This is a genomic window from Microbispora cellulosiformans, assembly GCF_008728085.1.
Classification (GTDB): domain Bacteria; phylum Actinomycetota; class Actinomycetes; order Streptosporangiales; family Streptosporangiaceae; genus Microbispora; species Microbispora amethystogenes.
This window is the reverse complement of the sequence record NZ_VYTZ01000011.1, coordinates 159,757-183,795: the sequence shown is the minus strand read 5'-3', so window position 1 is coordinate 183,795 and position 24,039 is coordinate 159,757. Positions and strand designations below refer to the sequence as shown.

Here is a 24,039-nt window from a genome sequence, read left to right as displayed (position 1 = left end):
AGGCGGGGGGAACGGGGCTGAATCGGGCGCATGGGGAGGTAAGGGTAAATGGAGGGGTGGAGCGGCATCGCCGGTCTGCTGGTCCTGCTGCTCGCGGGCATGACCGCGCTCCACGCAGTCGCGGTGCTCGTACGGCTGCCGGGTTCGCTGGAGGTCGAGCCGTTCCTCTCGGGCGAAAGGCCGCAGGAGCACGCACTTTCGCGCTACCACGTGCGGTGGTACGCCGTGGCCCTGCTCTTCCTGGCCTTCGACATGGAGATGGTCTTCATGTATCCCTGGGCCGTCGTGGTCACGGAGACAGGCGGCACGGCCCTCGCCGAGATGTTCGTCTTCCTCGCGCTGCTCCTGGTCGGGGTCGCCTACGCCTGGCGGGAGGGCGCGTTCCGGTGGGCCTGAGCGAGTGGTTGCTCGCCCGGGCCGCGGACAGTCCGCGGCCCATGGTCGTGAGCGTCCCGCACGGCACCCGCGTCCGCCTGCTCGCGGAGGCCGCGATCCTCGAACGCGGGTGGAGGGGGGCGCAGTCGCCCGTCCACGCGGGCATGCTCGTCGTCTGCGGTACGCCGGACCACTCCCTCACGGAGGCCGTCGACAGGGTCTGGGGCCAGGTGCCCGGCCCACGGGTCCGCGTGGACCTCCCTCACGACGCATCGGAAGAGCGGGTGGCCGAGGCGCTCGACAGGGGGATCGCCCATCTGGCGGACGGCCGCGCACAACGGGCGGAGGCGTCGGAGCGCACCGAGGCGCGCGGCCCCGCACAGGAACACCACGACCACGGCGACGGCCACCACGGCGACGGCGGGCAGGACGACGGCGGGCACGAGCATCACATGGGAGCGCCGGGAGGGCTGGCGATGGCCGAGCGGGGTCCGGATCGGGACGGGCTCACCCTCGACCGGCTTCACGTGCCGCTCGGCCCGGTGCTGCCGTACTGGCCGGCGGGACTCGTCGTGGACACGGTGACGCAGGGGGACGTGATCCAGGAGGCCTCCGTACGGTTCCTCGGCGGGGCCGGGTGGGAGAGGTTCTGGGACGAGCCGTGGCTCGCGGCCCTGGACGGCCGGCGCGTGACGCGGGGCGAGGCGGCGCGGCGCAGGGCGGCCTCGCACCTGGACGGCCTCGGCCGGCTGCTGGCCGTGGCCGGCTGGGAGTGGGCGGCCGTCGAGGCGACGCGGCTGCGAGACCGCGCTCTGCGGGGAGAACCGGGCGGCACGCTGGCCCCCGCGTACGCGAGGTTCGCGCGGCGGGTGGAGGGCTCCCGTGTGCTGCGCTGGATGCTGCGGGGTGTGGGACCCGTCGACATCCCGGACTTGCCGTGGGCGGCCGGCGACGTGTGGGCGCGGCTGCGCCGCCGGCTGGGGGAGACGCGCGCGGCGCTCGGAGAGATGGACGACGACCGCGCGCTCATTGGAGACGGAGGGCCGTGCGGCCCGGCCGACGGGGAGTTGGACGACGACCGCGCGCTGGGCGGCGACGAGGGGCCGCGAGGTCCGGTCGCCGGGCGGCGCTCACGCGCCCTGATCGAGGTCCTGCCCGCATTGCTGACCGGCTGCGAGCTCGCCGCGGCGCGGCTCGTCGTCGCCAGCCTGGATCCGGACACCGACCAGCTCCGATCGGCCGGCGAGGTCGTGCATGCCTGAGACCCTGCTGCCCCTCGCCGTGCTCGCCGTGCTGGCCGCGCTCGCGTACGGCGCCGCCGCCTGCCACGCCGTCCTGGTCACGGGGCGGGTCTCGGCCCTCGGCGCGCCGCTGGCCGAGGCCGCGCGGCTGCTGGTCCAGCAGCGGCGCCGGACGACGCTGCCCGACCTGCTGCTGACGCGGATCGGGGTGTGGAGCCTGCCCGTGGCCGCCGTGCTCGCGGCGGCCGTGCTGCCCGTCGTGGGCGGGCCGCTGGCGGACCCGCCCGTGGGGGTCGTCTGGTTCAACGCCATGGAGGTGTGCGTCTGGGGGTCGGTCTGGCTGACCGGGTGGGGCGGCAACTCCGTTTTCCCGCTCGCCGGCGGATACCGGTTCGTCGCCCAGGGCCTGGCGTACGAGCTGCCGCACATGTTCGCGCTGATCACGGCGGCGCTGGGCGCGGGTTCGCTGCGCGTGGGGGAGGTGGCGGGCGCGCAGCGGGAACTGTGGTTCGCGGTGTGGATGCCCGTCGCGCTCGCTGTCTATCTCGTCTCGGCGCTCGCGATGGCCTTCTGGGGTCCCTTCGGCCAGCCCCTGGGATCGGACATCGCCGGAGGAGCGGCCGCCGAGCTGTCCGGCCCCGACCGGCTGATCTTCCAGGCCGGGCGGCACGTGCTGCTCGTCGTGGCGGCGGCGGGAGCCGTTGCGCTCTTCCTGGGCGGCGGCGCCGGTCCGGTGCTGCCGCCGTGGGCGTGGACGCCGCTCAAGACCGCCGCGGTGCTCGCCGTGCTGGTGTGGGCCCGTCACCGGCTGCCCGCCGTACGCATGGACCGCTTCACGCAGGTGTCGTGGCTGGTGCTGATCCCCGCCACGCTGCTGCAGATGCTCGTCGTCGGGATCGTGGTGCTGTGATGGGACAGGAGATCGCGTTCTGGGCGCTCGCGGCCGTCGCCGTCGCCTCGGGCGTCGCGGTGTTCGTGGTCGACTCGATGGCGCGGGCGACCTTCGCGCTGCTGGCCTCGCTGCTCGCCGTGGGGCTCGCCTTCCTGCTGGCCGACCTGGCCTACCTCGGCGTACTGATCATCTTGATGATGGTCATGGAGATGCTCGTCATGGCCGTCTTCATGGTCATGTACATGATGAACCCCGCCGGGCTCATGCCCATGAAGATGGTGCACAACCAGCGGATCGCCCTTCTCGTCTCCGGCGGCGTCTTCGTCCTCCTGGCGGCGGGAGTCCTGCTGACTCCCTGGCCGGAACGCCGCGGTCTCCCACCGCCCGACCCGACGCGTCAGCTCGGCCTGTCGATCATGGGGCCGAAGATGCTGGTAATGATGATCGTCGGAGTCGCCATCCTCGCCACGATGATCTCCGCGGTCGTGCTGGCGACCCACCGGGGTCGTTACGACTGGTACGGCGACGCGCTGGACGCGCCGCGCCCCGCCGATCCCGTTGGAGGGCCGGACGCGGAGGCCGCACCGAGATCACACGGCCCTGCGGGCGGACACGGCGGGGAGGGCTGACATGAGTCTGCAGGCGTTCCTGTTGCTCGCCGTCGCGCTGTTCGCGGTGGGCCTGTACGGCGTGCTGTCCCAGCAGTCGATCGTCATGCTGATGATGGGCCTGGAACTGATGATCAACGGCATCCTCGTGGCCGGCGGCGCCTTCTGGCACTTCACCGCCCCGGCGAGTGCCGACGGGCAGGTGCTCGTCCTGGTCGCGGTCACGGTCATGGCCCTGGAGATGGCCATGGGCTTCGCGGTCGCGACCGCGATCTACCGGGCGCGGGAGGTCGACATGACCGACGACGCCGGGGACCTCAGGGGATGACCGTGCTCCTGTGGTCGCTGCCGGCGCTGCCCGTCGTGCTGGGAGCCGTGCTGGCGCTGGCCGGACGCGTGGCCGACCGGATCGCCCCGGCCACCGCCGTGGCCGTCGCGGCGGTGACCCTTCCGCTGGCGGTGCTCCTCGCGGTGGCACGGCCCCGGGCGTCGGCGGTCCTGTTCGGGACGCTGCGGGCGGGACTCGCGGTCGACGGGCTGTCGGCCGTCATGGTGGTCACGGTCGCCGCCGTCGCCCTCGCCGTACTGGTCTTCGCGGCGGGAGACGTCTCCCGCGACGAGGACCGTGGCCGCTTCTTCGGGTTCATGCTGATGTTCACCGGGGCCATGCTCGCCACGGTCACCGCCACCGACCTCGTCCTGCTCCTGATGGCGTGGGAGCTCATGGGGGCCATGTCCTACGCCCTCATCGGGTTCTGGTGGCGGGACGGCGATCGCGTGAGGTCGGCGACCACCGCCTTCGTCACCACCCGCGCCGGTGACCTCGGCCTCTACTTCGCCGCCGGCTGCGCCCTCGTCGCGACCGGATCCACGGACCTCGCGGGCCTCGCGGCGGGGTCGTCTCCCTGGCGTGACCTCGCCGCCGCGGGGATCGTCGCCGCCTGTCTCGGCAAGTCGGCCCAGTTGCCCTTCTCGTTCTGGCTGTCGCGGGCCATGGCGGGCCCGAGCGCGGTCTCGGCGCTGCTCCACTCGGCCACGATGGTCGCCGCCGGGGCCTACCTGCTGCTCCGGGCGGAGCCGCTGCTCGCGGCCACCGGGTGGGCCGCCACGGCGGTCGCCTGGGCGGGCGCACTGACCGCGCTGCTCCTCGGCGCGGTCGCCCTCGCGCAGCGCGACCTCAAGCAGTTGCTCGCCGCCTCGACCTGCGCGCAGATCGGTTTCATGGTTCTCGCGGCGGGGGTGGGCGCGCGGGCGGGCGGCACGGCCCACCTGGTCGCCCACGCCGCGGTGAAGAGCCTGCTGTTCTGCTGCGCGGGGGCCTGGCTGACGGCGCTCGGCACCAAAAGCCTCACGGGCCTGCACGGCGCCGCACGACGATATCCGCTGGTCGGCGTCACCTTCGCCGCCGGCGCCCTCACCCTCGCCGGGCTCCCGCCGATGTCGCTGTGGATCACCAAGGACGCCGTCCTCACCCTCGCCGCGCAGCGCTCGGCGGCGCTGCACCTGGTCGCGTCGGCCGCTGCCCTGCTCGCCACCGCGTACGCCGTGAAGGCCCTGGTCGCGGTGGTGCGGCGGTCGGACACGCGGGTGGACGAGCGGGTGGGCGCGCGGGTGGACGAGCGGGTGGGCGCGGGGGTGGACGGGCAGGCGGGCGAGCGGGTGGACGACGACGCCGAGCGGACCGGGACCCGTCATGTCGCCGTGCTCGCCCGGCTGCCGCTCCCCGCGCTCGCCCTGATGGCGGTGGCGTCCGGCCTGGTCGGGCTGCCGACGATTTTCGCTTTCTGGCGACGACTGGTCGGCGGCGCCGGCGAGCCCGGCCCCGCGGCGGGTGAACTGGTCGTCTCCGCGCTGGCGGCGGTCGCCGTCGCGTCGGCGGTTCCGGTGCTCGCACGCCGGGGGCTCCGGGCGCCCCGTCTCCTGCGGTCGTGGCTGTGCCTGGAGCAGGGCGTGATCCTGCTGGTCTGGCGTCCGCTCATGGCGTGCGCGCGGGCGCTGGCCCGGTTCGACGACCACGTCGTCGACGGAGCCGTACGCGGCGTCGCCAGCGCCGCGCCCGCGGCACGCGCGCTGGCCCGGTTCGACGACGGGCTGATCGACGGTGTCGTACGCGGTGTGCCCCGGGCGGGAACGGCCCTCGCCACGCTCGTGACCCGCCGTTTCGAGGGCGGAGTCGACGGGATCGTCCGCGGTGTCGCCACGGGCGTCACACGGCTCGGCTCCCTCGCCCGCCGCCCCCAGACCGGGCTGCCGCACCACTACCTCGCCCAGGCCGTGGCGGGGTTCGTCCTGTTGGCCCTGATCGTGGTTCTCACGAGGTGAACGTGCTCTCTTCGGCGATCTTCCTCCCCGCCCTCGCCGTGGCCGTCCTGCTCGCCACTCCGCGGCTGCGGGGCCGTACGGCGATCTGGATCTGGATCGCCGTCGCCGCCGCCGACCTGTGCCTCGTCGCGGTCATGTGGCTCGGCTACCCCGGCGGCATGGCCTACGAGACCAGGCTGCGGTGGATCCCGTCGCTCGGCGCCGGATACCACGTCGGGGCCGACGGCCTGTCGCTCCCGCTGATGGCGCTGACGGCGGTGCTGTTCCTGGCCTGCGCGGTCTACTCGCTGCGCGAGACGAGGCGGGTCCCCGCCTACGCCGGGCTGTTCCTCTTCTTGGAGACCACCTCTCTCGGCCTGTTCGCCGCCCAGGACCTGCTGCTCTTCTTCGTCTTCTTCGACCTGTCCATCGTCGGCATGTACTTCCTGATCGCCGGCTGGGGACACGGCGACCGGTTTCGCTCGGCGCTGAAGTTCTTCCTCTACACCTTCCTCGGATCGCTCGCGCTGCTGCTCGGCTTCATCGGCCTGTTCCTCGGCGGCGAACCGCACACCTTCGACATGACCGAGCTCACCCGCCACCCGCCCTTCGCGGACGCCCCCGGGCTCGCCGCGCTCACGCTCCTCGGCGTCGGCGTGGGGCTGGCCGTCAAGACGCCGACCTTCCCCGTGCACACCTGGCTGCCCCCGGCGCACACCGACGCCCCCGCCGCCGGGTCCGCGATTCTGGCCGGCATCCTGCTCAAGATGGGCACGTACGGCTTCGTGCGCATCGCCATGCCCATGCTCCCCGGCGCCTGGCGGACGTACGCCTGGCTGGTCATCGGCGTCGGGCTGGTCAGCGCGATCTACGGCGCGCTGGTCGCCCTCGCGCAGACCAACCTCAAACGGCTGATCGCCACACCTCGGTCAACCACATGGGCTACATCGTGCTCGCCCTCGGCGCGGCCGGCGCCTCCACCCCCCGGACGCCCGCCCGGGACCTGGCGATCACGGGCGCCGTCACGCAGATGGTCAGCCACGGGCTCGTCACGGGCGCGCTGTTCCTGCTCACCGGGGTCCTGTGGGACCGGGCGCAGAGCTACGACCTCGGCCGGTACGGCGGCATCGCCGGGCGGGCCCCGGTCTTCACCAAGCTGGTGGTCGTGGCGGCCTTCGCCTCGCTTGGCCTGCCGGGACTGTCCGGCTTCATCGCGGAGTTCCAGATCTTCGCGGGCGTGATCGGCACCGGCACGGCCGGCACCGTCGTCACCGGAGGGCTGGCGATCCTGGGCGTCCTGATCACCGCGGCGTTGTTCCTGCGGGTCCTCCACCACGCCTTCCTCGGCCGTCCCGGCGAGCTCACGCCGCGCGTCGGCGACGTCAGGCCGTACGAACTGGCCGCCGTCGCGCCGCTGCTCCTGCTGTCAGTGATCATCGGGATCGCGCCGCGCTGGCTGCTCGACCTGATCGAACCGGTCGCGGCCCAGATAGCCGCGCTGGTCGCTCGGTGAACGCGATGAACGAGAACCCGCTCGACCTCCTCCCGGAGGTGTGTGTGCTCCTCGGCGCGGTCGCGGGGCTTGTCACCGGCCTCTTCCTACGGCGGGACCGGCAGCGCGTCGTGGCCTGGATCTGCGGGGCCGCACTCGTCGCCGGTCTGGCGGCCACGCTCGCCGCCTCCCGCGACCACGACGGCATGGCCTTCATGGCCTACCGCCTCGACGGCCCCACGAACGTGGCCCGGGGTGTCGTGCTGGCGTCGGCGCTGATCGTGCTCCTTCTCCTGACGGGCTGGGCCCGCGGACACCGCCGGGAGGCCGAGGCGTACGTCCTGGTCATGCTCGCCGCGCTCGGCAGCATCGCCCTGGCCGGTGCGGACGACCTCCTCGTCCTGGTCGCCGCCTACCTGCTCGCGAGCATCCCGGCCTACACGCTCGCCGGCTTCGCCAAGGACGCCCCCGGCGCCGAGGCGGCGCTGAAGTACTACCTGATGAGCGCATTCCTCGGCGTCCTCATGCTGGCCGGAGTCACCCTGCTGTACGGCCTGTCGGGCGCCACGGCGTACCAGGCGATCGGCGGCGGGCTGGACGGGGCGCCCGCGCCGGCCGTCGGCGCGGCCATGGTGCTCCTGCTGGCCGGTCCGCTGTTCAAGGCGGGGAGCGTGCCGGCGCACTTCTGGGTGCCCGACGTGACCGAGGGCGCGCCGCCCGCCGTCGCCGCGTTCGTCACCACCGTGCCGAAGATCGGCGCGTTCGTGGCACTGGTCCGCCTGGCGACCGAGATCTTCCCCGGCTCCTCCGGCGCCGGGTGGAGCACCCTCGTCGCGATCCTGGCCACGGCCACCATGACCCTCGGGAACCTGGCCGCCTTCTACCAGGACAAGGTGCGCCGCCTGCTCGCCTACTCGACGATCAGCCAGGCGGGCTATCTGCTGGTCCCGCTGGCGGTCGCCGGACCTACCGGGCTCGGGCGGATGGCGGTGCTGTTCTACGTGGCCGCCTACGCCGTCACCAACCTCGGCGCCTTCGCCGTGGTCGTGGCCACGGGCGGCGAGTCCCTCGGCGACTACGCCGGCCTCGCCCGCCGGGCGCCCTGGACGGCCCTCGCCCTGATCGTGTGCCTGCTCGGGCTCGTCGGCACCCCGCCGGCCGCCGTCTTCGCCGGCAAGCTGCTGGTCTTCACGGCCGCGTGGGACGGCGGCTACGGCTGGCTCGCCGTGGTCGCCGTCGTCAATACCGTCGCCAGCGTCTTCTACTACCTGCGCTGGATCCTGCCGGTGTTCCGGGCTGACTCGCCCGCGGCAGCAGCGAAGCCACTGCGCGGGCCGGCTGTCGTGGCCTGCGTGGTCGCCGCCATGTCGGTCGTCCTCGGCCTCGCCGGTGGCCTGGTCCTCGCGCGCCTGTGACTCCTGTGTGAGTGATCGGTGCGGGGGAGACGCTTCGGCTACCGGGCGCCGGAGCTTCGCCATCGGTAGTGGGCGTCCGGCACGTTCTCCTCGTTGCCGCTCCCGTCCCGTTCCTCGACGAGGGTGAAGCCGTGCCGTTCGTAGAGACGGCGGGCGCCGTCGTTCTGCTGGAAGACGTACAGGTCGAGCACATGGGGATGCGTCTCTTTGGCGTGGCCGAGCAGCGCGGTGCCGACGCCGCGGCCCTGGGCGGCGGGTGTGACGTAGAGGTGGTCCAGCCAGTTGCTTCGGAGGCAGGCGAAGCCCACGATCCGGCCGTGCGACTCGGCGACCCATACCTGCGAGGCCGGGAGCATGATGTCCGTGATCCAGGCTCGGGTCTCCTCGTCGGAGTACAGGCGGGGCAGGTAGGTCATCTCGGCCCGGGCGGCGAGGAACACGTCGGCGATGTGCCCGGCGTCCCCGGACCAGGCACGCCGGATCAGCGGCAGCGCATTGTCCCCCTGCGTCTGGGTCACGTGGGGGAAGGGTGAGGAGGCACCTTTTCCCAGCGATTCACAAGTTTCCATGATCACTCTCGCGAACTGGGCGATGGGTCAGACGCGCTTGCGACGGCGAGTCAGCTCTTGAATTATCAACAAGGGACTCCTTTCCACCGTGAACCAGTCGGTGACGACGACTCGCGACGGGTCGTCCGTATGCGCGAGTGCTGCGTCGAGAGCGGACTCCAAACGAGGGCTGGAGAGGTTCTCCTCGCAGGCCTCCAAGGGGTGACGAACAACGATGGCGTACGGTGCGCGTCCCGTCTTTACCCCGATCACTCCCGCGTCGGCAAGGAGGAACGTGCCGCCGTAAAGGGCCTGGAGCCCACCCAGCGACGTCCGCTCACGATGGACATCGAAAGACGCGGGAGTGAGTGGCTTCCCGGATAGCACGGTGAAGAGATCTGAGCCGAGTCGCCAGTCCAGCAACGGGTGGAACACCATGTTTTCGTAGTCACGCAGGCAGCCGTAGCACGATGTCTCGCAGCCGTCCGCGTGCTCCGGACGGCTGAGATCGCCGAGGAAGTTCTTTACGTGCTGGGCGAATTCCGTAGAGACCTTGCCGAGGTGGGTGCTGAACCCTGCTCCGTTCTCCAGCGCGTCCGCGAGGAACGCGTAGAGCGCCGTCCCTTCACTATGTGGCCCCGGATGCACTCCGGCGACGAGCTCGCGTGGGTCGACGTCGAGGAACTCGGCGGCGGCGGTTCGCAACAGGAATGCCAGTGAATACCACGCGGCACGTCGGCCTTGGTGGAGATCGGTGCGGAATCGAGGTTTGGGCAGGTCCAGGCCGAGCCGGAGTCCTTGCTCAGGGTTTGTAATCGATCGCGGACCGACGAACAGGAAGTCTGTCGGGAGCACCGCGCCGAGCGCCACCCGAATGGGCTCGCCATACCCCTTCGCTGTGGAATCGATGTCCTGCGGTACGACGTAACCACCCCAGCTTCCGGACGCCTCGCGGAACATGAAGCCGTTGCCGTCGTTGTCGTTGACGATGTAGCGCTGTCCTGGTCCCGAATACAGTTCGGCCGCGCCCCACGTGGTGTGCGGCAGGGCCATCAGGTCGGTCGTGGCACGGGCTGTCACCATGCGGGCCGACCAGGAATAGTTGCCATCGAAGTCGCGGGGAGGAGAACTGGCCCGAAAACCGGCGGGTTCCCGCAGGTCTACCACTCGGAACCGTTCGGAGCCGCACAGCGGGCATGGTCCCTCCTCTCCGGCGACAGCCAGATGATTACATCCGGAGCACAGCCCGACGTGCCGGGAACTTCTGAGCGCCTCGGCGACCGCAGTCGGTTTCCCGTAGGAGCGTGGAGTGAAGTCCGTCACGCCGACGACGGTGAAGACCTGACCGTCTTTCACGATTTCACTGCCGGGAGCGAAGGACGACACCGCGAGTGCGAGATCCCGGTCGATCGTCCCATCCGGGGGCCAGGGATACGAGCGAGCGGGTTCCCTCAGGTAGAGCTGCCTCACACGGGTTGGGAACCCGAACATAGGTAGTACGCCGAGGTGCGCGAGGCGCTCGCCGAGGTCTTCGCTTTCGCCTGGCAGGGCGGCGAGTTCAGTGATTCGATCGAGGAGTTTGTCGGCCCACGCCTGATCAAACCGCTCTGGGCTGAAGGCGGTGAACGCTGTGAACGCGGCGGCGTTCGACGCGATCGTCTCAAGGTGCTGATGGCACCACTGACGGATCGCCGGCTCGACTTCGGGCCAGGCCGTGGCACTGCCGAACTGCCCGTGCACACCACCGGAGCGGTCGGTACTGGAGAGGCACGCGGCGAATGCCAGGCGGAGCGTGTCACTCGCGACAGTCCGCTCCAGGATCTCCCATCGATCGAGGGCAAGGTAGGGGGCGGGAACCGGATCATTCGTCACTGCGCCCGGATTGCGGAAGTAGTGCTCGTCGTGGCTGCGACCACGGCACACCGTCAGGGCTATGGCGACGGGGGAAGAACGGCGGCCGGCACGGCCGACTCGCTGCTGGTAGTTGAAGCGGGTGGGTGGCATGTTCGCCATGATCACCGCGGAGAGCGGGCCTATGTCGATCCCGGCCTCCATCGTGGTCGTCACGGACAGCAGATCCAGCTCATGGACAAGGGGCTGCTCCTCCTCAGCGAGGAAGACCCGCTGGAACCGGGCTTGCCTCCGCTGCGCCTCTACACGCCCGGTCTGGCCAGTGAGCTCTGCACAGTTCAAGCGGAACGCCCCCGACTCGTTTTCGGCTTTCCAGCCGTAGTAGTCGTCCCCGATCGGCTTCAACGCTTCCGATTCCGGCGGGAGGAGCGCACAGCAGCCGGTACATATACCGGCGCTAGGCGTGAAATGCTGCCGATCGCATAGGCGGCACCTCCAGACGCGGTCGCCTCTTGGGCGCATGGCCACCCCGGCGGGATCGACAAGGAAGTCGGAAACGATGCCCCGCCAGTAGGTTTCCGCCTGATCGCGCACGTCGCCAGCGTCGAGCCCGTGCAGCTCGGCAACCTTTCGCCAGTAACTGTTCAGCCGCTTCGGGATGCTGCTCGTATAGGGATCGCGCATCCCGGAGAACCGGCGCAGCTCGGCGAGGATCCGGAGGCTGCCCTGACCAAGCCCGGCGAGCTTCGCGTCGCTTCTCCGGTCGACGGTGTCGATCAATCCCATCCCCAGCGATTCGAAGTCGCGGTTGGAGCCGGAGAACAGGGCCTCCACGGTGTTCTCCAGGAGATCTCCTTCGGCGCTCTCGACGGTCTCGCGCAGCGCGTCGGAGAGCCCTCGGATCAGGCGGGGTGGTTGGACGGTCCAGTCGTACAGCGCGTGCCAGGGGGTCCCTCCCGGCTCCTGCACGGACGGACGAGGTCCAGCCGGATTGACTCCGATGGTCATCAGTCGGCGATGAATGAAGGTTTTCGCCAGCAGGTCGAGGCGGAGCGGGGCCGTAAGTTTGGCCGCTGCGACGGCTGCCGCTTCCTCGTCGTCGTCGAGCCAGGCCAGTCGCAGGTCTTTCAGGGCGTCTGGATCCTTCACAGCAAGTCGATCGAGATCCGTCCGGCTGTTCGAGGCTCGGGCCCGCGCGATGTCGTCGTCACTGAGGGTCTGCTCCCTGGTCGCCTGCAGAGCGAGGATCCGTACCAGGTCTTGGTAGTGCCGCAGGGCGATTCCTGCGGAGAGTTTCGCGGCGTTCTGCCGGCTGTCGGAGAAGATGATGAGCTTCCGGTCTGCGGCACTCTCGAATTGGTTGGCAAGCTCGGTCGAGAGAACCTGGTTCACCTTCTCGAAGCCGGTGCGCATGGCACTGATGGGAGACGACTGCCGATCAGGATGGGTAAGGGGGAGGACGCCGATCGTCCGATTCCTGGTGCGTTCCCAGTCTGTTGCACATGACGGGCAGCGGGAGGGAAACGGAGAGAGCTTATCGAGGTCAATGCGGCATTTCCCGGTCGCCGGGTCTTTGCTGGCCTCGACGTGGAAGCTCCAGCCGGTCGCCCCCTCTTCCTGGTTCGTGAGGGTGCCGGCTCTGGGGTCAAGAACGGAACGGCGGAACGAGAAGGTCACCGCCCCCTTCCCCCGCTGATAGCTGTCCTTGTCGTTCGCCTGCTGTCGCTGGGTTCGCGGCCAGTAGACAACGTAGTTGTGTGCGGTTCGGTCGGGCCGGGCCAAATCCGGGATCCTCGACAGGTCGGGCGTATCCGGGAGCAGGTGGGAGTCGAAGGTGCCCCGCTCGAAAGCGTCCCAGGGAGCATAGCCGCCAAGGAAGACATCCCCGCATGATCGGCAGAACAGCAGCTCCAGTACTCGCGCTCCGCACTCACAGAAAGTCCGCGGCCGTGTGTATAGACGCCCAATGCCCCGTCCGTCGTATGTGCCCGCAGGGACTCGTGGGCACGCCGGATCAGAGCATGCCCACATTCCCGGGACGTTGCGGAAGAAGAGGTGAGCGCGGATCTTGTCGTCGGGAGAGACCGCGGCTTCGCTGAGCGGAACTGTGCGTCCACCGCCGGCCGCCAGCTCTCCCGGAATGAAATCGAAAGTCCTTTGATCAAGCGCGAAGAACTGCTCGGGGAACCGTCGATCTCGCTCTGAATCGAGAGACGCGGTCGTCGCGATGACGCGTAGCTGCTCCGGGCGGTCGGCGATCCCCAAGCGCTGCCGGAGATTCCGGATAAGATATGCCACCTCGGTCCCGGCCGTACCCCGGTGGATATGCAGCTCGTCGACGACAAGGGTGAACCGGGCTCCCGGCGTTTCCTGGAGCCACTGCCGGGTTGCTGTGAAGAAGCCCTTGTCGCGATCCCGCAGCAACATGATGTTCAGCATCGAATGGTTGGTGATGAGCACATCCGGTGGCGCATCGTACATGTCCCACCGCGACAACATCTCGGCGCCTCCTGGCCGTGGCGCGAAGTACCGTGTGTTGTCGTCATCAGCCTTTGCCGCCTGCCGGCTCCGTTCTTCCGACTGCCGGAAGAACTCCCGCAGCTGTGCCACCGCCCCGGCCTGATCCGGCTGCCCCAACACCGGCGTCATACCGGTGTACCGGCCGAAGTAGAAGCGATGCCCACGCCGTTTCACATCCAGCCACTCGCGAACCGGGTCCCCGTCCAACGCCCGCCGCAACCTCACGAGCTGGTCGTCGACGAGAGCGTTCGTCGGGTACAGCACCATTGCCCGTACGGCTCGCGGGCGGCCTCGTTCGTCGGCGCGCTGGGGTACATAAGAAGCGCTCGAACGTTCCCACCAGCGCTCTGCAGTGCCAGGCGTGCCGTCCCACGACCGGGATTCCTTGAGGAGATCGGAGATGATCGGTAGAAGGAACGCTTCAGTCTTTCCGGACCCGGTTCCCGCCGTCACGATCGCGTTGCGACCTGGCGTAAGGGCCGAGATCAGCGCTCGATCCTGATGCGTGTACAGCTCACGTCCTGCATCGAGCAACCCCAGCTCGGCAAACTCCTTCAGTTCTTCGGGGGCGCCGGCGCGAGCTACCGACTCGCTGAGTGGGTGGCCGGTGGTCGCATACTCCGGCCTGATCTCTACGTAGGGCTCCGCGTAGATGCCGCCCGGCACATCGATCAACGCCCGCCGTTCCTCACGCAGGCGTGGGTCGCGCAGCCGGAACGCCGTGTCGTAGTAACGAAGGTACGCGTCTCGTAAAGCCTCGAACGTCCGGGTGGCGTCAAGCTCATTCACTGGATCTCCAACCTGCGGTGCAACGATATGGCGATCTTCTCCGCGATCCATCGGGGCACGCCGTCGTATGCCCATGTGTCGGCACGTAGTAGCGGAGGCAGCCCGGTGCACAACACCGCCGCCCTCCGCTGGTGCCGAGGTAGCGGAGTTCTCTGATCGACCATGAGTCTCCCCACGCTCTGCCGTCCGTGGTCTCGGCGTTCCGCGGTCCACCGCAAGGGAAATGCGGAGGCGGGGAGGGAAAGATGGATACCCTCATAGCGATCAAGAGGGTACCAATGGCCACTACGGAAAATGGAGTATCGCTGGATCTGCCCGAATAGGAGATATTTATACAGTCCGGGTTTGGGTGACGGAACCGTCTGTGGTCCGCTAAATTGCCCTGACCCTGGATCGAAAAAATTCAGTTTGGTGTCGCGTGCCGGTCCTGGACCTGGCGTTCCTAATTCAAGACGACTCAGTTCGTCGGCGAGCTGTTTTGCGGCACAGGGGATGAGTTCTATTCCAATTGCCTTCGCAATCTGCTCACCCTGTTGTTGGAACCATATCGTCGAAGGTGGGCGGAGGTGAGTTTTCGCAGGGTGGCCGCGCACCACGGTACCCGGAAGATCTTTCCATTGTCCTGGGCTGGGGCGTGCTCCAAGAAGCAGTGTCACGCCCGTCTTATCGGGAAGTGTGGTGAGCGCCGTTGGTCGCGCCTCCCACGCACGCGTGGTCCAGTTGACGCGCAGGATTTCCAGGTCGTCCAACAGGTCAATCCATTGCGATACGGGCTTCATGGGTGTTCTGGTCGCCCAGGCGATGTCTTTGCGCAGCCTGTCAATACGCCCTGAACCAACCTCGGCGAGCCAGGCAACCAGTAAGTCCGGGTCGAATTCATTGTGGTGGCTCAAGAGTTGCCGTTTCCGCGCCCCAGTACAGCTTGCCAGTACCTCCGCCAGAGTTTTTCGGGAGGTGGATGCTCTATCGCGAACATTTGTCTCCAGAACTTCCGCATCGCCGTAGTGACGTTTGTGATCCGTGGTTCTTCGGGGCGAAGCAGCCGCACCTGGATGGTGCCATCAGGGTGATCAATCACAAGCCAGACCGCGGAATCAGGAATCTCTATCCGCTCCGGACCGCCGCTCAACCCGGTCTGTCGCTCATGCCACCACTTGGGCGGCCCTCCTGCAATGAGATCGGTGTGGCGGCCCTCGGCGTCGATCACTGTGGACCCCTGAACGACAGGAGAATCCGGATCGGTCATGCCCAAAGCCATTTCGGGAACGATCCATTCCCTCGGCGGGTGCAGGTAGAAAGAGAGCTGACCTGCTCCGGAATCGATGACGTGCTTACCGGAGGACAGACCTCGCCCCCGAAGCTCAACGCGTTGTCCCGCGGTGTGGATCGGCACACCATCCAGACGCACAACATCGACTCCCGGCGGGGGCACCAGATCCGGCTCGCCGCCGAGGAAGTAGTGGCGTCTCTCCCGCGTAAGCCGGACGTGCAGCCCCCCCGCGAGCCGGGCCGGCCGCGACGCGCCCGAAAGCCCTTCGGTGAACTCGACGTCAGCCGCTACGAACCAGCCGTCTACGGAGGTCTCCTCGGGTTCCTCCCAGGAGAAACCCGCCTGGTCGACAAGTTTCCGGGCCTCACCCTCGCTCCGCTCGTTGAAGAGGATGAGAGCTGGAAGACAAGGTTCCGGCTTGTCCACCTCGGTCCAGCCGCCCAAAGGGTCCTCCTGCAGGATGAGCGGGTTACGACGCGGCTGAAGGCTGACCCCGAGATGTTTCCCCCATGCGACCAGTCCGTTTTCGAGGGCCTGGCCGAGATCCGGCAGCGCTCCTGAAAGCGTGTACAGGGCTCCGTCGCCTTGCGCCCCTAGAGCCAGATGGCCGTCGCGGTGTGGAAGGTTGTCCTCGCTGATGCCGGGAACGCGCTCAGCCCGCCACCGCAGCGCCCACCGTCCCTCGCGACGATTCTCGGTTGCTGTGACGCGCAACTGCAGGTGCTGCAATCTGCTGGGGACAGGAGGAACGCGGTCCGTGGCCTCGGCGAGAGATACCAGCAACGAGCCGAGCAGTGAATCCTCCTCGCTCTGCTTGCTGTGCTTATGAAGTGCCTCTCGAAGCCGTTTGGAGAGCCGAAGCCGATCCCCCTCCCCAAAATTGCGTAGTTCCCGCAGTAGGACAGTGGCGTCACGCCCACGCCGCTCTCTCAGGAACGGAAGGAGTCGATCCTGGTCGGCGGCGCATATGAGGGCCTGCGACTGGGCGTATCCGATACGCTCTCGGCCCTTGGACACATGCAACGTGCTGTGCCCGCGAGTTCCTCCCTGCTCTTTCAGCCACTCGTCGAGGTACATCCATAGGTCCACGACGGTCGAGTAGTCGTCCTGCAGGTGTTTCTCGCAGCGGTCCCGGTTGAACCAGCTCGGTGGGGAGAGAAGTTCGGCCAGTCTGGCGTAGTAGGAGTGCGCTCCCCGGCCACCACTGCCTCGCATGCGTGTCGCTGCCAGTACGGAAACAGCGAGCAGTGGTAGACACGGTGGCGGGTCCTCCCGCGAGGATCTCTTCCAGGCGAGGACCGCGGAAAAAGCCTGCCGATAGGCGTCCCCGAGCCAGTCAATGACCTCATCCGCGACGGCGGTGCACAGATCGCTGACTCCGCCGTTCGGCGGTGCGTCACGATGCAGGTCTGCGGCCTTCTCGTCATCGATGAAGAACAGCAGTGGACGGCCCGCTCGTTCGGGGCCGAAGAACTCTGTGGCTAGCCGAGCCTGCCACCAGTTATAGGAACGCACAGGTAGTGTCTATGTAAATGGTAGTGATATGGATATCTGTCTACATTAGGGACCAGGCTGCGCATAGACAGCCCATATGATCTGCTGTTATGGGATTGTGACAGTCATTTTGGTTGCCTCATGCTCTTGCGCAGCTGGGTGAGTGATCGCACCGCTGGCAGCCGAAGTCCGCTCGTCGGCGGTGCGCATCGGGCAACCGGCGACGACGTTCCGACTCCGCAGATCAGTGACGTGTGGGCGCGCCACTCGCCGGAACGGACGACAGGAAGGGGCTTGGTGTCCCGCTCCAGGAGATGCAGAGTGCCTCGCGAGCTCGGGTGCACGCCACAAAGAGAACACAGCGCTCTCTGAGCATGTCGCTCTCGTGCTGTATCCGGTCTACGTCCGCGGGTGTGATCTCCTTGGTGAAGGGGAGAGCCCGCGCGGTCACCCCTGCCACCGCGACACAACGGAACTCCAGGCCCTTCATCGCGTGCATGGTCGCGAGTCGTACTCCGTCGGCGTTCCCATCAGGGTGATCCTTGACTCGTACGACAGGGACGCCGGCGGTGGTCAGCCGGGCGGCTACCTTGTCCAGCAGGATGTTGAAACGGGTGCAGACCGCGATCTCGCTCGGCCGGACACCCTGACCGATCCATTCCTGCACTCGCTCCGCGAGCGCCGTGACCTCGGCTTCTTCGGTCGGGTAGCCGGCCGCGTGCGGCCGCTTGCCGTGGAGCAGCGAGCGATAGCCCGCAAGACTGTCCCCGCCCTCGCCCCCCAGGTCCTGGAACTGGGAGCCGTCGAGCAGGCCGGTCGACCAGGTGAGGATCTCTTCGGTGCTCCGGTAGTTGATGCGCAGGCGGTTGCTGCGCCCGGCGACGGAGATGCCCAGTGCGCCGAGCGATACCCGAGAGTCGTAGATCCGCTGGTGGGGATCGCCGGTGATGAAGAGATCGTCCGGCCCTTCGGCCACCGCCGCCCGCAGCACACGCCACTGGGCCGGGTGCAGGTCCTGCGCCTCGTCGACGACGACATGGTTGTAGCCGTGTACGGAGAGGTCGGCACCGTCGAGCAGCCGGGTGGCCTGCGCGCACACCTGGAGGTGAGTGGTGGTGCCCGCGCCGTGTAACTCCGCCGTGAACGCCTCGATGGCCTGCCAGACACGCTCCCGCTGCCGAGGCCCGAGCGCCGAGCCCCTCCCGCGTCGATTGGCCCGCAGGTACTCCTCCCTGTCGCTGACACGCTGAGCGAGGACGACGTGCCGGAACTCCTGCGCCAGGAACTGTTCCGTCCAAGGAAGGTCGAGCCGGCGGCAGATCCGGCGCCAGATGTGCCGTTCGTCGGTGTCTCCTATGACGGTCGGCACACGGCCGGCCAACTCACGTACGACGCGGTGCGCGAAGGCGTTGACGGTGGTCACGTCCACGCGGGCGAGCTGCTCCTCGTTGTCGAGGAGCAGCGTCAGGTTCTCCCGCAGGGCCCTGGCGAGGGCGTTGGTGTAGGTGGTGAGCAGAATCCGGCTGTCAGGCGAGCGCGAGAGCAGATGCTTAACCCGGTGCAGGGCGACCACGGTCTTGCCCGTTCCGGGGCCTCCCGTCACCTGCGCCGATCCCTTGTAGGAGACGCGGTAGGCGACCCGTCGCTGCGACGGGTGAAGGAACACCCGCCACGCCGCGAACGGCTTGTCGAGGATGTCCGCCAGTTCGTCGGGACCGGTGATGAGGGTGATGCGGCTGGCGGTGTTCGCGATGGCCGTGGCGAGGTCTTCGGTCTGGTCCGGCATCGCGTCCGCGGGCCTCCGTTCGGCGACGACGTCCCGGTAGACCTCCTCGGGTGAGAAACCCTCAGCGAGGAACTGCAGGACCTCGAACTGGTCCTCCGGGAGCAAGTTCCCGAATGCCTCCAGTTGCGGTTTGTCGATGATGGTTCGAGCGGCGCGCATCACCTGGTCGTCGATGCCGAGTTCGCGCAGCACGTAGTCGGAGTGCTTGGAGAACAGCAACGTCGGCGCCTGCGCCGCCGCCTTCTCAAGGGCAGGTGTGAGTTGCTCGATGGCGACGACGTTGCGCACCTCCAAACCGTGCGTAGCGGTGTTGACCGTGTACAGGCGCTTCGCGGCCCAGGTGTAGGCGTCGTCATGGGGAACGACGTTCAGCAGCAGGAAGGTGTCGCTGCCGTCGTCGGGTGCCAGCACGATGCCGCGCCAGAAGTCGTTGACGCGGATGGTTCGCATGCGCGGGTCCCGTGCCTTCTCCACCGACTCCAGGTGCAGGCCCTTGTCGGAATGGAGTTCGGCGATCGTGAGCTGCTGGAACTTCGCCATCGCCCGGCGCACCCCGACCTTGACCTGTTTCTCCAGGACGTCGTATCTGTCCCAGAAGCTGTTGGCGAAGGCAAGCTGGGGCACGCGGACCTCCTGGGGGCTGATGAGGCGTCCCCAACAGGTGGTCCTACGGGTACGAACCGTGGTGAGCCTGCTGCCCGGCTCCTACCTCGTGGAAGATCCGGGCAGCGGCCCCGTTCACGACGATTCCCGCGCCGTGCAGACGAACCAGACCGTCTTGCCCTCCGGTGCGGGGTCGACGCCCCACCGGTCGGCGTAGGCCGTGACGATGGCCAGCCCGCGTCCGTGCTCCTCGTCCGGCCCGGCCGACAGCGGGGCAGGCCACACGCTGCTGTGGTCGGCGACCTCGCCCCGTACGCTCCGTCCGTGCCGGAACAGGGCGAGGGTCACGGGTGATTTCGCGTGGACTATCGCGTTGGTCACCACTTCGGAGACGACTACGGTCACGTCCTCAGCGAGGACGGACAGGCCCCAGGCCGCGAGGGCTTCCCGGGCGAGCCGACGCGCCCTGCCCACCGCTTCGGGGGCGGCGGGCAGGTCCCAGCATGCCTCCTTCGCGCCGTCGTCACTTATGGGAGGTGGGGGGATGAGGTTAGGGTTCTTCATCAGGTCAGGTAGCTCCGAGTTCCTGATCCAGTCCTCGGGCGGGTGGTCGCAACACCACGCCCGAGGACGCCGGGATTTTCTCTCTGCTCGCTGTGGTCAAGCCCCTCGTGTCACGGCTCCACCGAAGATCGTCCGCGATCACCTCCGGTCACGGATAGTTATGGGTATGCTCCTGATGGTTATCTATCGCGGAGAGACTTTCAAGGCGAAAGTTTCTATGCGGTGAAAGTCCTGTTTGTGCTGAGGAGTAACCATGGCGAGCCCTACGGTCCGTCGGCGCCGACTCTCCGCCGAACTCGTTCGTCTGCGCGAGCAAGCTGGATTCAGCGTCGAGGAGGCTGGACGCCGACTGGAATGGTCGCGCGGTCGTCTCAACAAGATGGAGGCCAACAAGTGGACCAGGCCGGACCTGGGCAACATCCGGGCGCTCCTCGACCTGTACTCGGTGACGAACCCGGTGCAGCGTGAAGCCGTCCTTACGCTGGCGCGTCAGTCTCGGGAGAAGGGGTGGTGGGCCAGCTACCAGGATGTGTGGCGCGGGTCGCTGGCGGGATTCGAAGCGGAGGCATCCCTGATCAACACATACGAGGATCTCCGGGTACCTGGGCTGCTGCAGACGGAGGAATACGCCACGGCGATGTTCAAGGGCGGCCGGGTGCTGGAGGATGCCCAGATCCGCCGTCGTGTGGAGGCGCGGATGGCGAGGCAGAGCGTCCTCCACGACGAGACACCGCCCACCCTGTGGGCGGTGATCGACGAAGCCGCGCTGAGCAAGGCTGTAGGCGGATCGGCGGTGATGCGGCAGCAGCTGCGACATCTCGTCGACATGAGCGCCAAGCCGAACATCTACATTCAGGTCCTTCCGGATTCGGCTGGAGCCCACGCCGCGATGGACGGTGCCTTCACGATCTTGAACTTCCCGGATCGGAGCGATCCGAGCATCGTCTACATCGAGACCGCCACAAGTGACCTGTACTTGGAGACTCCTGAAGAGCTGGAGCGCTATAGCCTGATCTTCGACCTCATCCGGTCGTCCGCGCTCAGCCCGGAATTATCGGTGGCACACTTGACCACGTTGATCGAGCAACCTCGCTAGGAGGCGATCATGGACCTTTCCCCGCCCTACCTCCTCGAATGGCGGAAGAGCTCATACTCCGGGTCCGGTGACAACTGCGTCGAGGTCGCGGAGCTTGCGGGTGGGGGACGGGCCGTACGGGACTCCAAGGATCCCGACGGGCCCGTTCTGACCTTCACCTCAGCGGAATGGTGCGCCTTCATCGGAGGCGTCAAGCACGGCACCTTCGACTGACGGCGTCACGCTGCAGGGGGCTCAGCGAGACGCTGGGCCAGGGCCGCTACTCGGCGAGGAGGCCGGCCGGTGGCTGGTCGAGTTCGAGAGACCACGGACGTGAACGACTCTGTCCAGTCGCCTTCCGATGCGACGTTGCTGCTGGGCTTGGAGAGCGTGGTGGTTGCCGTCGGCCGAGGCCGACCGGACGGGCACCGGACGGTGCACGTGCGCACCGCTGACGACAGCGTGATGGCGTGATGGCGTGTCCGTCGTGCGGGGTTTTCGCGACTCGAGTTTCAGTGGATGACCCTTGGATGGTGGAGAATTGGGAATATTCAGATTAGGTATTCCATGTTACTGGCTTGTGCTGGAGTGAAATGGAACCCTATGAGACGTCCCTGGATGTGGCCGAAGCCGTGCGTGCGCAGTCGGCGCTCCGAGATCAGCTCGACTTGACCAATAGTCTTGGGACTGCTCCTGAATTCGTGGCAGGGTTGGACGTCTCATACGAAGTCGACAGCCGGTACGCGGCGGCTGCGGCGGTCCTGATAGAGCTGCGGACACTTGAGGTCAGAGAGACTGCCATCGCCTACGGTGAGGTGACTTTCCCTTATGTCCCTGGGCTGCTGGCGTTTCGTGAGGTCCCCATTCTTCGGGAAGCGCTTGGAAAACTGGCGGGCCGGCCGGATGTGCTTGTTTGTGATGGTTACGGAATCGCTCATCCGAGACGCTTTGGATTGGCCTGTCACATAGGTGTGGTGACTGGTTTACCGTCGTTCGGTGTGGCGAAGTCGCCCTTTGGCATGCAGTTTGTCGATCCTGGGTCGCAACGGGGTGACTGGTCGCCGATCGTTGACGATGGCGAGGTGCTTGGTCGTGTGCTCCGTACGCAGGCCGGCATCAAACCGGTGTTCCTATCCGTAGGGCATCGAGTTGGCCTGGACCAGGCGACCGAGTTGACGCTAAAGATGAGCCGTGAATTCCGCCTTCCGGAGGCGATCCGCAAGGCGGACTTTCTCTCACGTGAAGAGCTACGAAGGCGTCGAAGGGCTGGATAGCGTGAGCTGGAACCAGACCACCCGGCCTGCCGCGCTCTCATGCCAGCCCCAGGCCGCCGCCAGCTCCTGGACCAGCCACAGCCCCCGGCCCGAGCACGTCTCCGCATCGGTGCCGGCCCGTACGTGCGGTGCGTGCGTGGCCGAACCCGCGTCGATGACGTCGATGTGGAGCGTTCCGGAATGCCGGCCGACCGCCAGGGTCACCTGCCCGCCGGGCAGGCGCGAGTCGGAGTGCCGTACGGCGTTGGCGACGAGTTCGCTGACCAGCAGCACGGCGTCGTCGGCCCGCGGGTGCCCGGTCCCGGCCAGGAGCACCCGCACGTAGTGACGCGCCCCGCGCACCGAAGCGGCCTCACCGGGCAGGTCGATCCGCCCCAGCAGCCCAACCGCCTTCGTCAAGTGCTGCGGGAGACCCGCACACCCGGGATCGACGTACGGCTCGGGCGGCGCCCACCCTCCCGGTGAAGGCGGAGACGAGGCAGGCCGTACGGCCTGCTTTTCCTGGTCGCCCGTTCGCATCTTCGACCCCTTCTCGCCGGCGCGGCATCCGCTCGGTCGCATTTGGTTGTTGATCGGTAACCCATCGTGAGCTGCTTGCCTCGATGGTCATCCCGTGGGCGCACGCAGGCAAGTGAAATTGCAAATTTGCTTGTGTGGCGTCTTCGCTGGTTTGCCTGATGAGGTCTCTCCTTGGGCGGCACACTGTGCGTGACGATCGGGGAGGTTTCCGTGACGAACGGGCGTGGGCCCACGGTCCGACGCAGACGGCTGGCCGGTGAACTGCGCAGGCTGCGCGAACGCAAGGAGCTGACCCTGGAGGACGCCGCCGAGCGCCTCGGCTGGTCGGCGGCGAAGGTGTCCAGGATCGAGACGGCCCGCGTCGGGATCACCTCGCCGGACCTCACCCGCATGCTCGACCTCTACGAACTGGCCGACGACAGGCGGGCCGGTCTGCACGCGCTGGCCAGGACGGCCCGCACCCGGGGCTGGTGGGACGCCTACGCGGACTCGCTGCCGAGCGACTACTCGGCCTACATCCAGCTCGAAGCCGACGCGGCTTTCATCCGCAGCTACGACGGCATGATCGTGCACGGACTGCTGCAGACCGACGAGTACGCCCGGGAGATCATCCGTGCCGCCCTTATGGGCATGTCCTCCCCGGCCGAGGTCGAGCGGCGGGTGGAGGTGCGCATGACCCGGCAGCGGCTGCTGCTCCGGGACGAGAGCCCGCTCCGGTTCTGGACCGTCGTCGACGAGGCCGCGCTCACCCGCAGGGTCGGTTCCGAGGCGATCATGCGCGAGCAGTACGAAAGGCTTCTCGAGTTCGCGGACCGGGACAACGTCACGATCCAGGTGCTGCCCTTCGCGAAGGGCGCGCATCCCGCGACGGCCGGGACTTTCGCCCTGCTTGAATTCCGAGAAACTCACGATCCAAATGTGGTGTACGTCGAGGGCACGACAAGTAACCTGTACGTCGAAAGCGATGCCGAGATCTACCGGTATTCGCTGGCCTTCGACCATCTTCGAGCGATGGCGCTCGACCCCGACGAGTCGAGGCGGCTCATCGCGCGGCTGGCCGAAGGGTCCCGATGAGAGCGATTCTGCCGAGAGAAGCCAAGGGGTTGTCTGTGTACCTGTCTCGCGTCACATGGCGAAAGAGCCGTCGTAGCGGCAATGGCTCGAACTGTGTCGAGATCGCCGTCGCCGACGCTGCCGAGGCGGGTACGGAGCACAAGGCGGACGCCCGGCGGTTGTTCCTGGTCCGGGACTCGAAGAATCCGGACGGTCCGGTTCTCGCGTTTACGCCGTCCGAATGGGGTGCCTTCGTCGGCGGCGTCAAAGACGGCGAGTTCGACGACCTGAACTGACACCCGAGCGCTTCCGGCCCGGGTGGCTCCCTGTCGAGGAGCCTCTTCTCTGTGATGCCGTCGGCATGAATCT

General features: G+C 67.7%; 19 protein-coding genes and 1 pseudogene. 14 read left to right on the top strand and 6 right to left on the bottom strand.

The genetic code is table 11. The features are described 5' to 3' along the window. Positions 1–48 precede the first annotated feature (48 nt). The 9 genes and pseudogenes from F5972_RS27545 (at position 49) to F5972_RS27510 (ending at position 8,324) form a co-directional block, all read left to right on the top strand. Complete coding sequence (locus F5972_RS27545) at positions 49–396, top strand: NADH-quinone oxidoreductase subunit A (protein ID WP_150937358.1); 348 nt, start codon at positions 49–51, stop codon at positions 394–396. Further along, positions 387–1,637 (top strand): hypothetical protein, encoded by a 1,251-nt coding sequence (locus F5972_RS27540; RefSeq protein ID WP_150937356.1) that lies wholly within the window; start codon positions 387–389, stop codon positions 1,635–1,637. The genes F5972_RS27545 and F5972_RS27540 overlap by 10 nt, the downstream gene beginning before the upstream one ends. Continuing rightward, a complete protein-coding gene (locus tag F5972_RS27535; protein WP_150937354.1) occupies positions 1,630–2,526 on the top strand; it encodes an NADH-quinone oxidoreductase subunit H in 897 nt (298 codons plus the stop codon). Before F5972_RS27540 ends, F5972_RS27535 begins: the two co-directional genes overlap by 8 nt. Next, positions 2,526–3,137 (top strand): NADH-quinone oxidoreductase subunit J, encoded by a 612-nt coding sequence (locus tag F5972_RS27530; protein WP_150937352.1) that lies wholly within the window; start codon positions 2,526–2,528, stop codon positions 3,135–3,137. The genes F5972_RS27535 and F5972_RS27530 overlap by 1 nt, the downstream gene beginning before the upstream one ends. A gap of 1 nt (position 3,138) precedes the next feature. Then, positions 3,139–3,444, top strand: coding sequence for an NADH-quinone oxidoreductase subunit NuoK (gene nuoK / locus F5972_RS27525; RefSeq protein WP_150937350.1), 306 nt, complete (start codon positions 3,139–3,141; stop codon positions 3,442–3,444). Continuing rightward, positions 3,441–5,438: a proton-conducting transporter transmembrane domain-containing protein gene (locus tag F5972_RS27520; protein WP_150937348.1), complete on the top strand. Its 1,998-nt coding sequence runs from the start codon at positions 3,441–3,443 to the stop codon at positions 5,436–5,438. The genes nuoK and F5972_RS27520 overlap by 4 nt, the downstream gene beginning before the upstream one ends. Continuing rightward, positions 5,435–6,277, top strand: a pseudogene (locus tag F5972_RS38975) (complex I subunit 4 family protein); the annotation flags it as partial. The gene F5972_RS27520 and the pseudogene F5972_RS38975, both read left to right, overlap by 4 nt. 77 nt (positions 6,278–6,354) lie before the next feature. Next, entirely contained in the window at positions 6,355–6,930 is a 576-nt protein-coding gene (locus tag F5972_RS38970; RefSeq protein ID WP_263641863.1) for a proton-conducting transporter transmembrane domain-containing protein, read from the top strand. A gap of 5 nt (positions 6,931–6,935) precedes the next feature. After that, on the top strand, positions 6,936–8,324 hold the full coding sequence (locus F5972_RS27510) for an NADH-quinone oxidoreductase subunit N (RefSeq protein WP_150937346.1): 1,389 nt from the start codon (positions 6,936–6,938) through the stop codon (positions 8,322–8,324). 38 nt (positions 8,325–8,362) lie between these two features. On the opposite strand, the gene F5972_RS27505 is transcribed toward F5972_RS27510, so the two are convergent. The 5 genes from F5972_RS27505 to F5972_RS27485 all read right to left on the bottom strand — a co-directional run bounded on the left by F5972_RS27505 (position 8,363) and on the right by F5972_RS27485 (position 19,749). Further along, positions 8,363–8,842 (bottom strand): GNAT family N-acetyltransferase, encoded by a 480-nt coding sequence (locus F5972_RS27505; RefSeq protein ID WP_225311946.1) that lies wholly within the window; start codon positions 8,840–8,842, stop codon positions 8,363–8,365. A 78-nt stretch (positions 8,843–8,920) separates the two neighbouring features. Further along, positions 8,921–14,032: a DEAD/DEAH box helicase gene (locus F5972_RS27500; protein ID WP_191910335.1), complete on the bottom strand. Its 5,112-nt coding sequence runs from the start codon at positions 14,030–14,032 to the stop codon at positions 8,921–8,923. Positions 14,033–14,921: 889 nt separating this feature from the next. After that, positions 14,922–16,817 carry a hypothetical protein gene (locus tag F5972_RS27495; protein ID WP_150937341.1) on the bottom strand — a complete coding sequence of 632 codons (1,896 nt, stop codon included), beginning with the start codon at positions 16,815–16,817 and terminating at the stop codon, positions 14,922–14,924. A 223-nt stretch (positions 16,818–17,040) separates the two neighbouring features. Then, positions 17,041–19,206, bottom strand: coding sequence for a DEAD/DEAH box helicase (locus tag F5972_RS27490; protein WP_150937339.1), 2,166 nt, complete (start codon positions 19,204–19,206; stop codon positions 17,041–17,043). A gap of 114 nt (positions 19,207–19,320) precedes the next feature. Then, positions 19,321–19,749, bottom strand: coding sequence for an ATP-binding protein (locus tag F5972_RS27485; RefSeq protein WP_150937337.1), 429 nt, complete (start codon positions 19,747–19,749; stop codon positions 19,321–19,323). A gap of 253 nt (positions 19,750–20,002) precedes the next feature. Between F5972_RS27485 and F5972_RS27480 the strand changes: the two genes are divergently transcribed. The 3 genes from F5972_RS27480 (at position 20,003) to F5972_RS27470 (ending at position 22,098) form a co-directional block, all read left to right on the top strand. After that, positions 20,003–20,845 (top strand): helix-turn-helix domain-containing protein, encoded by an 843-nt coding sequence (locus F5972_RS27480; protein WP_150937335.1) that lies wholly within the window; start codon positions 20,003–20,005, stop codon positions 20,843–20,845. Positions 20,846–20,854: 9 nt separating this feature from the next. After that, positions 20,855–21,058: a DUF397 domain-containing protein gene (locus F5972_RS27475; RefSeq protein ID WP_150937333.1), complete on the top strand. Its 204-nt coding sequence runs from the start codon at positions 20,855–20,857 to the stop codon at positions 21,056–21,058. A 359-nt stretch (positions 21,059–21,417) separates the two neighbouring features. Continuing rightward, a complete protein-coding gene (locus tag F5972_RS27470; RefSeq protein ID WP_150937331.1) occupies positions 21,418–22,098 on the top strand; it encodes an endonuclease V in 681 nt (226 codons plus the stop codon). Here F5972_RS27470 and F5972_RS27465 read toward each other — a convergent pair. Then, positions 22,072–22,497 carry an ATP-binding protein gene (locus F5972_RS27465; protein WP_191910334.1) on the bottom strand — a complete coding sequence of 142 codons (426 nt, stop codon included), beginning with the start codon at positions 22,495–22,497 and terminating at the stop codon, positions 22,072–22,074. The two genes, F5972_RS27470 and F5972_RS27465, sit on opposite strands and share 27 nt — an antisense overlap. A gap of 330 nt (positions 22,498–22,827) precedes the next feature. On the opposite strand from F5972_RS27465, the gene F5972_RS27460 reads away from it, so the two are divergent. Both F5972_RS27460 and F5972_RS27455 read left to right on the top strand, forming a co-directional pair. Next, positions 22,828–23,691 (top strand): helix-turn-helix domain-containing protein, encoded by an 864-nt coding sequence (locus F5972_RS27460; protein ID WP_150937327.1) that lies wholly within the window; start codon positions 22,828–22,830, stop codon positions 23,689–23,691. After that, positions 23,688–23,966: a DUF397 domain-containing protein gene (locus F5972_RS27455; protein ID WP_150937325.1), complete on the top strand. Its 279-nt coding sequence runs from the start codon at positions 23,688–23,690 to the stop codon at positions 23,964–23,966. The genes F5972_RS27460 and F5972_RS27455 overlap by 4 nt, the downstream gene beginning before the upstream one ends. The last annotated feature ends 73 nt before the right edge of the window (positions 23,967–24,039 follow it).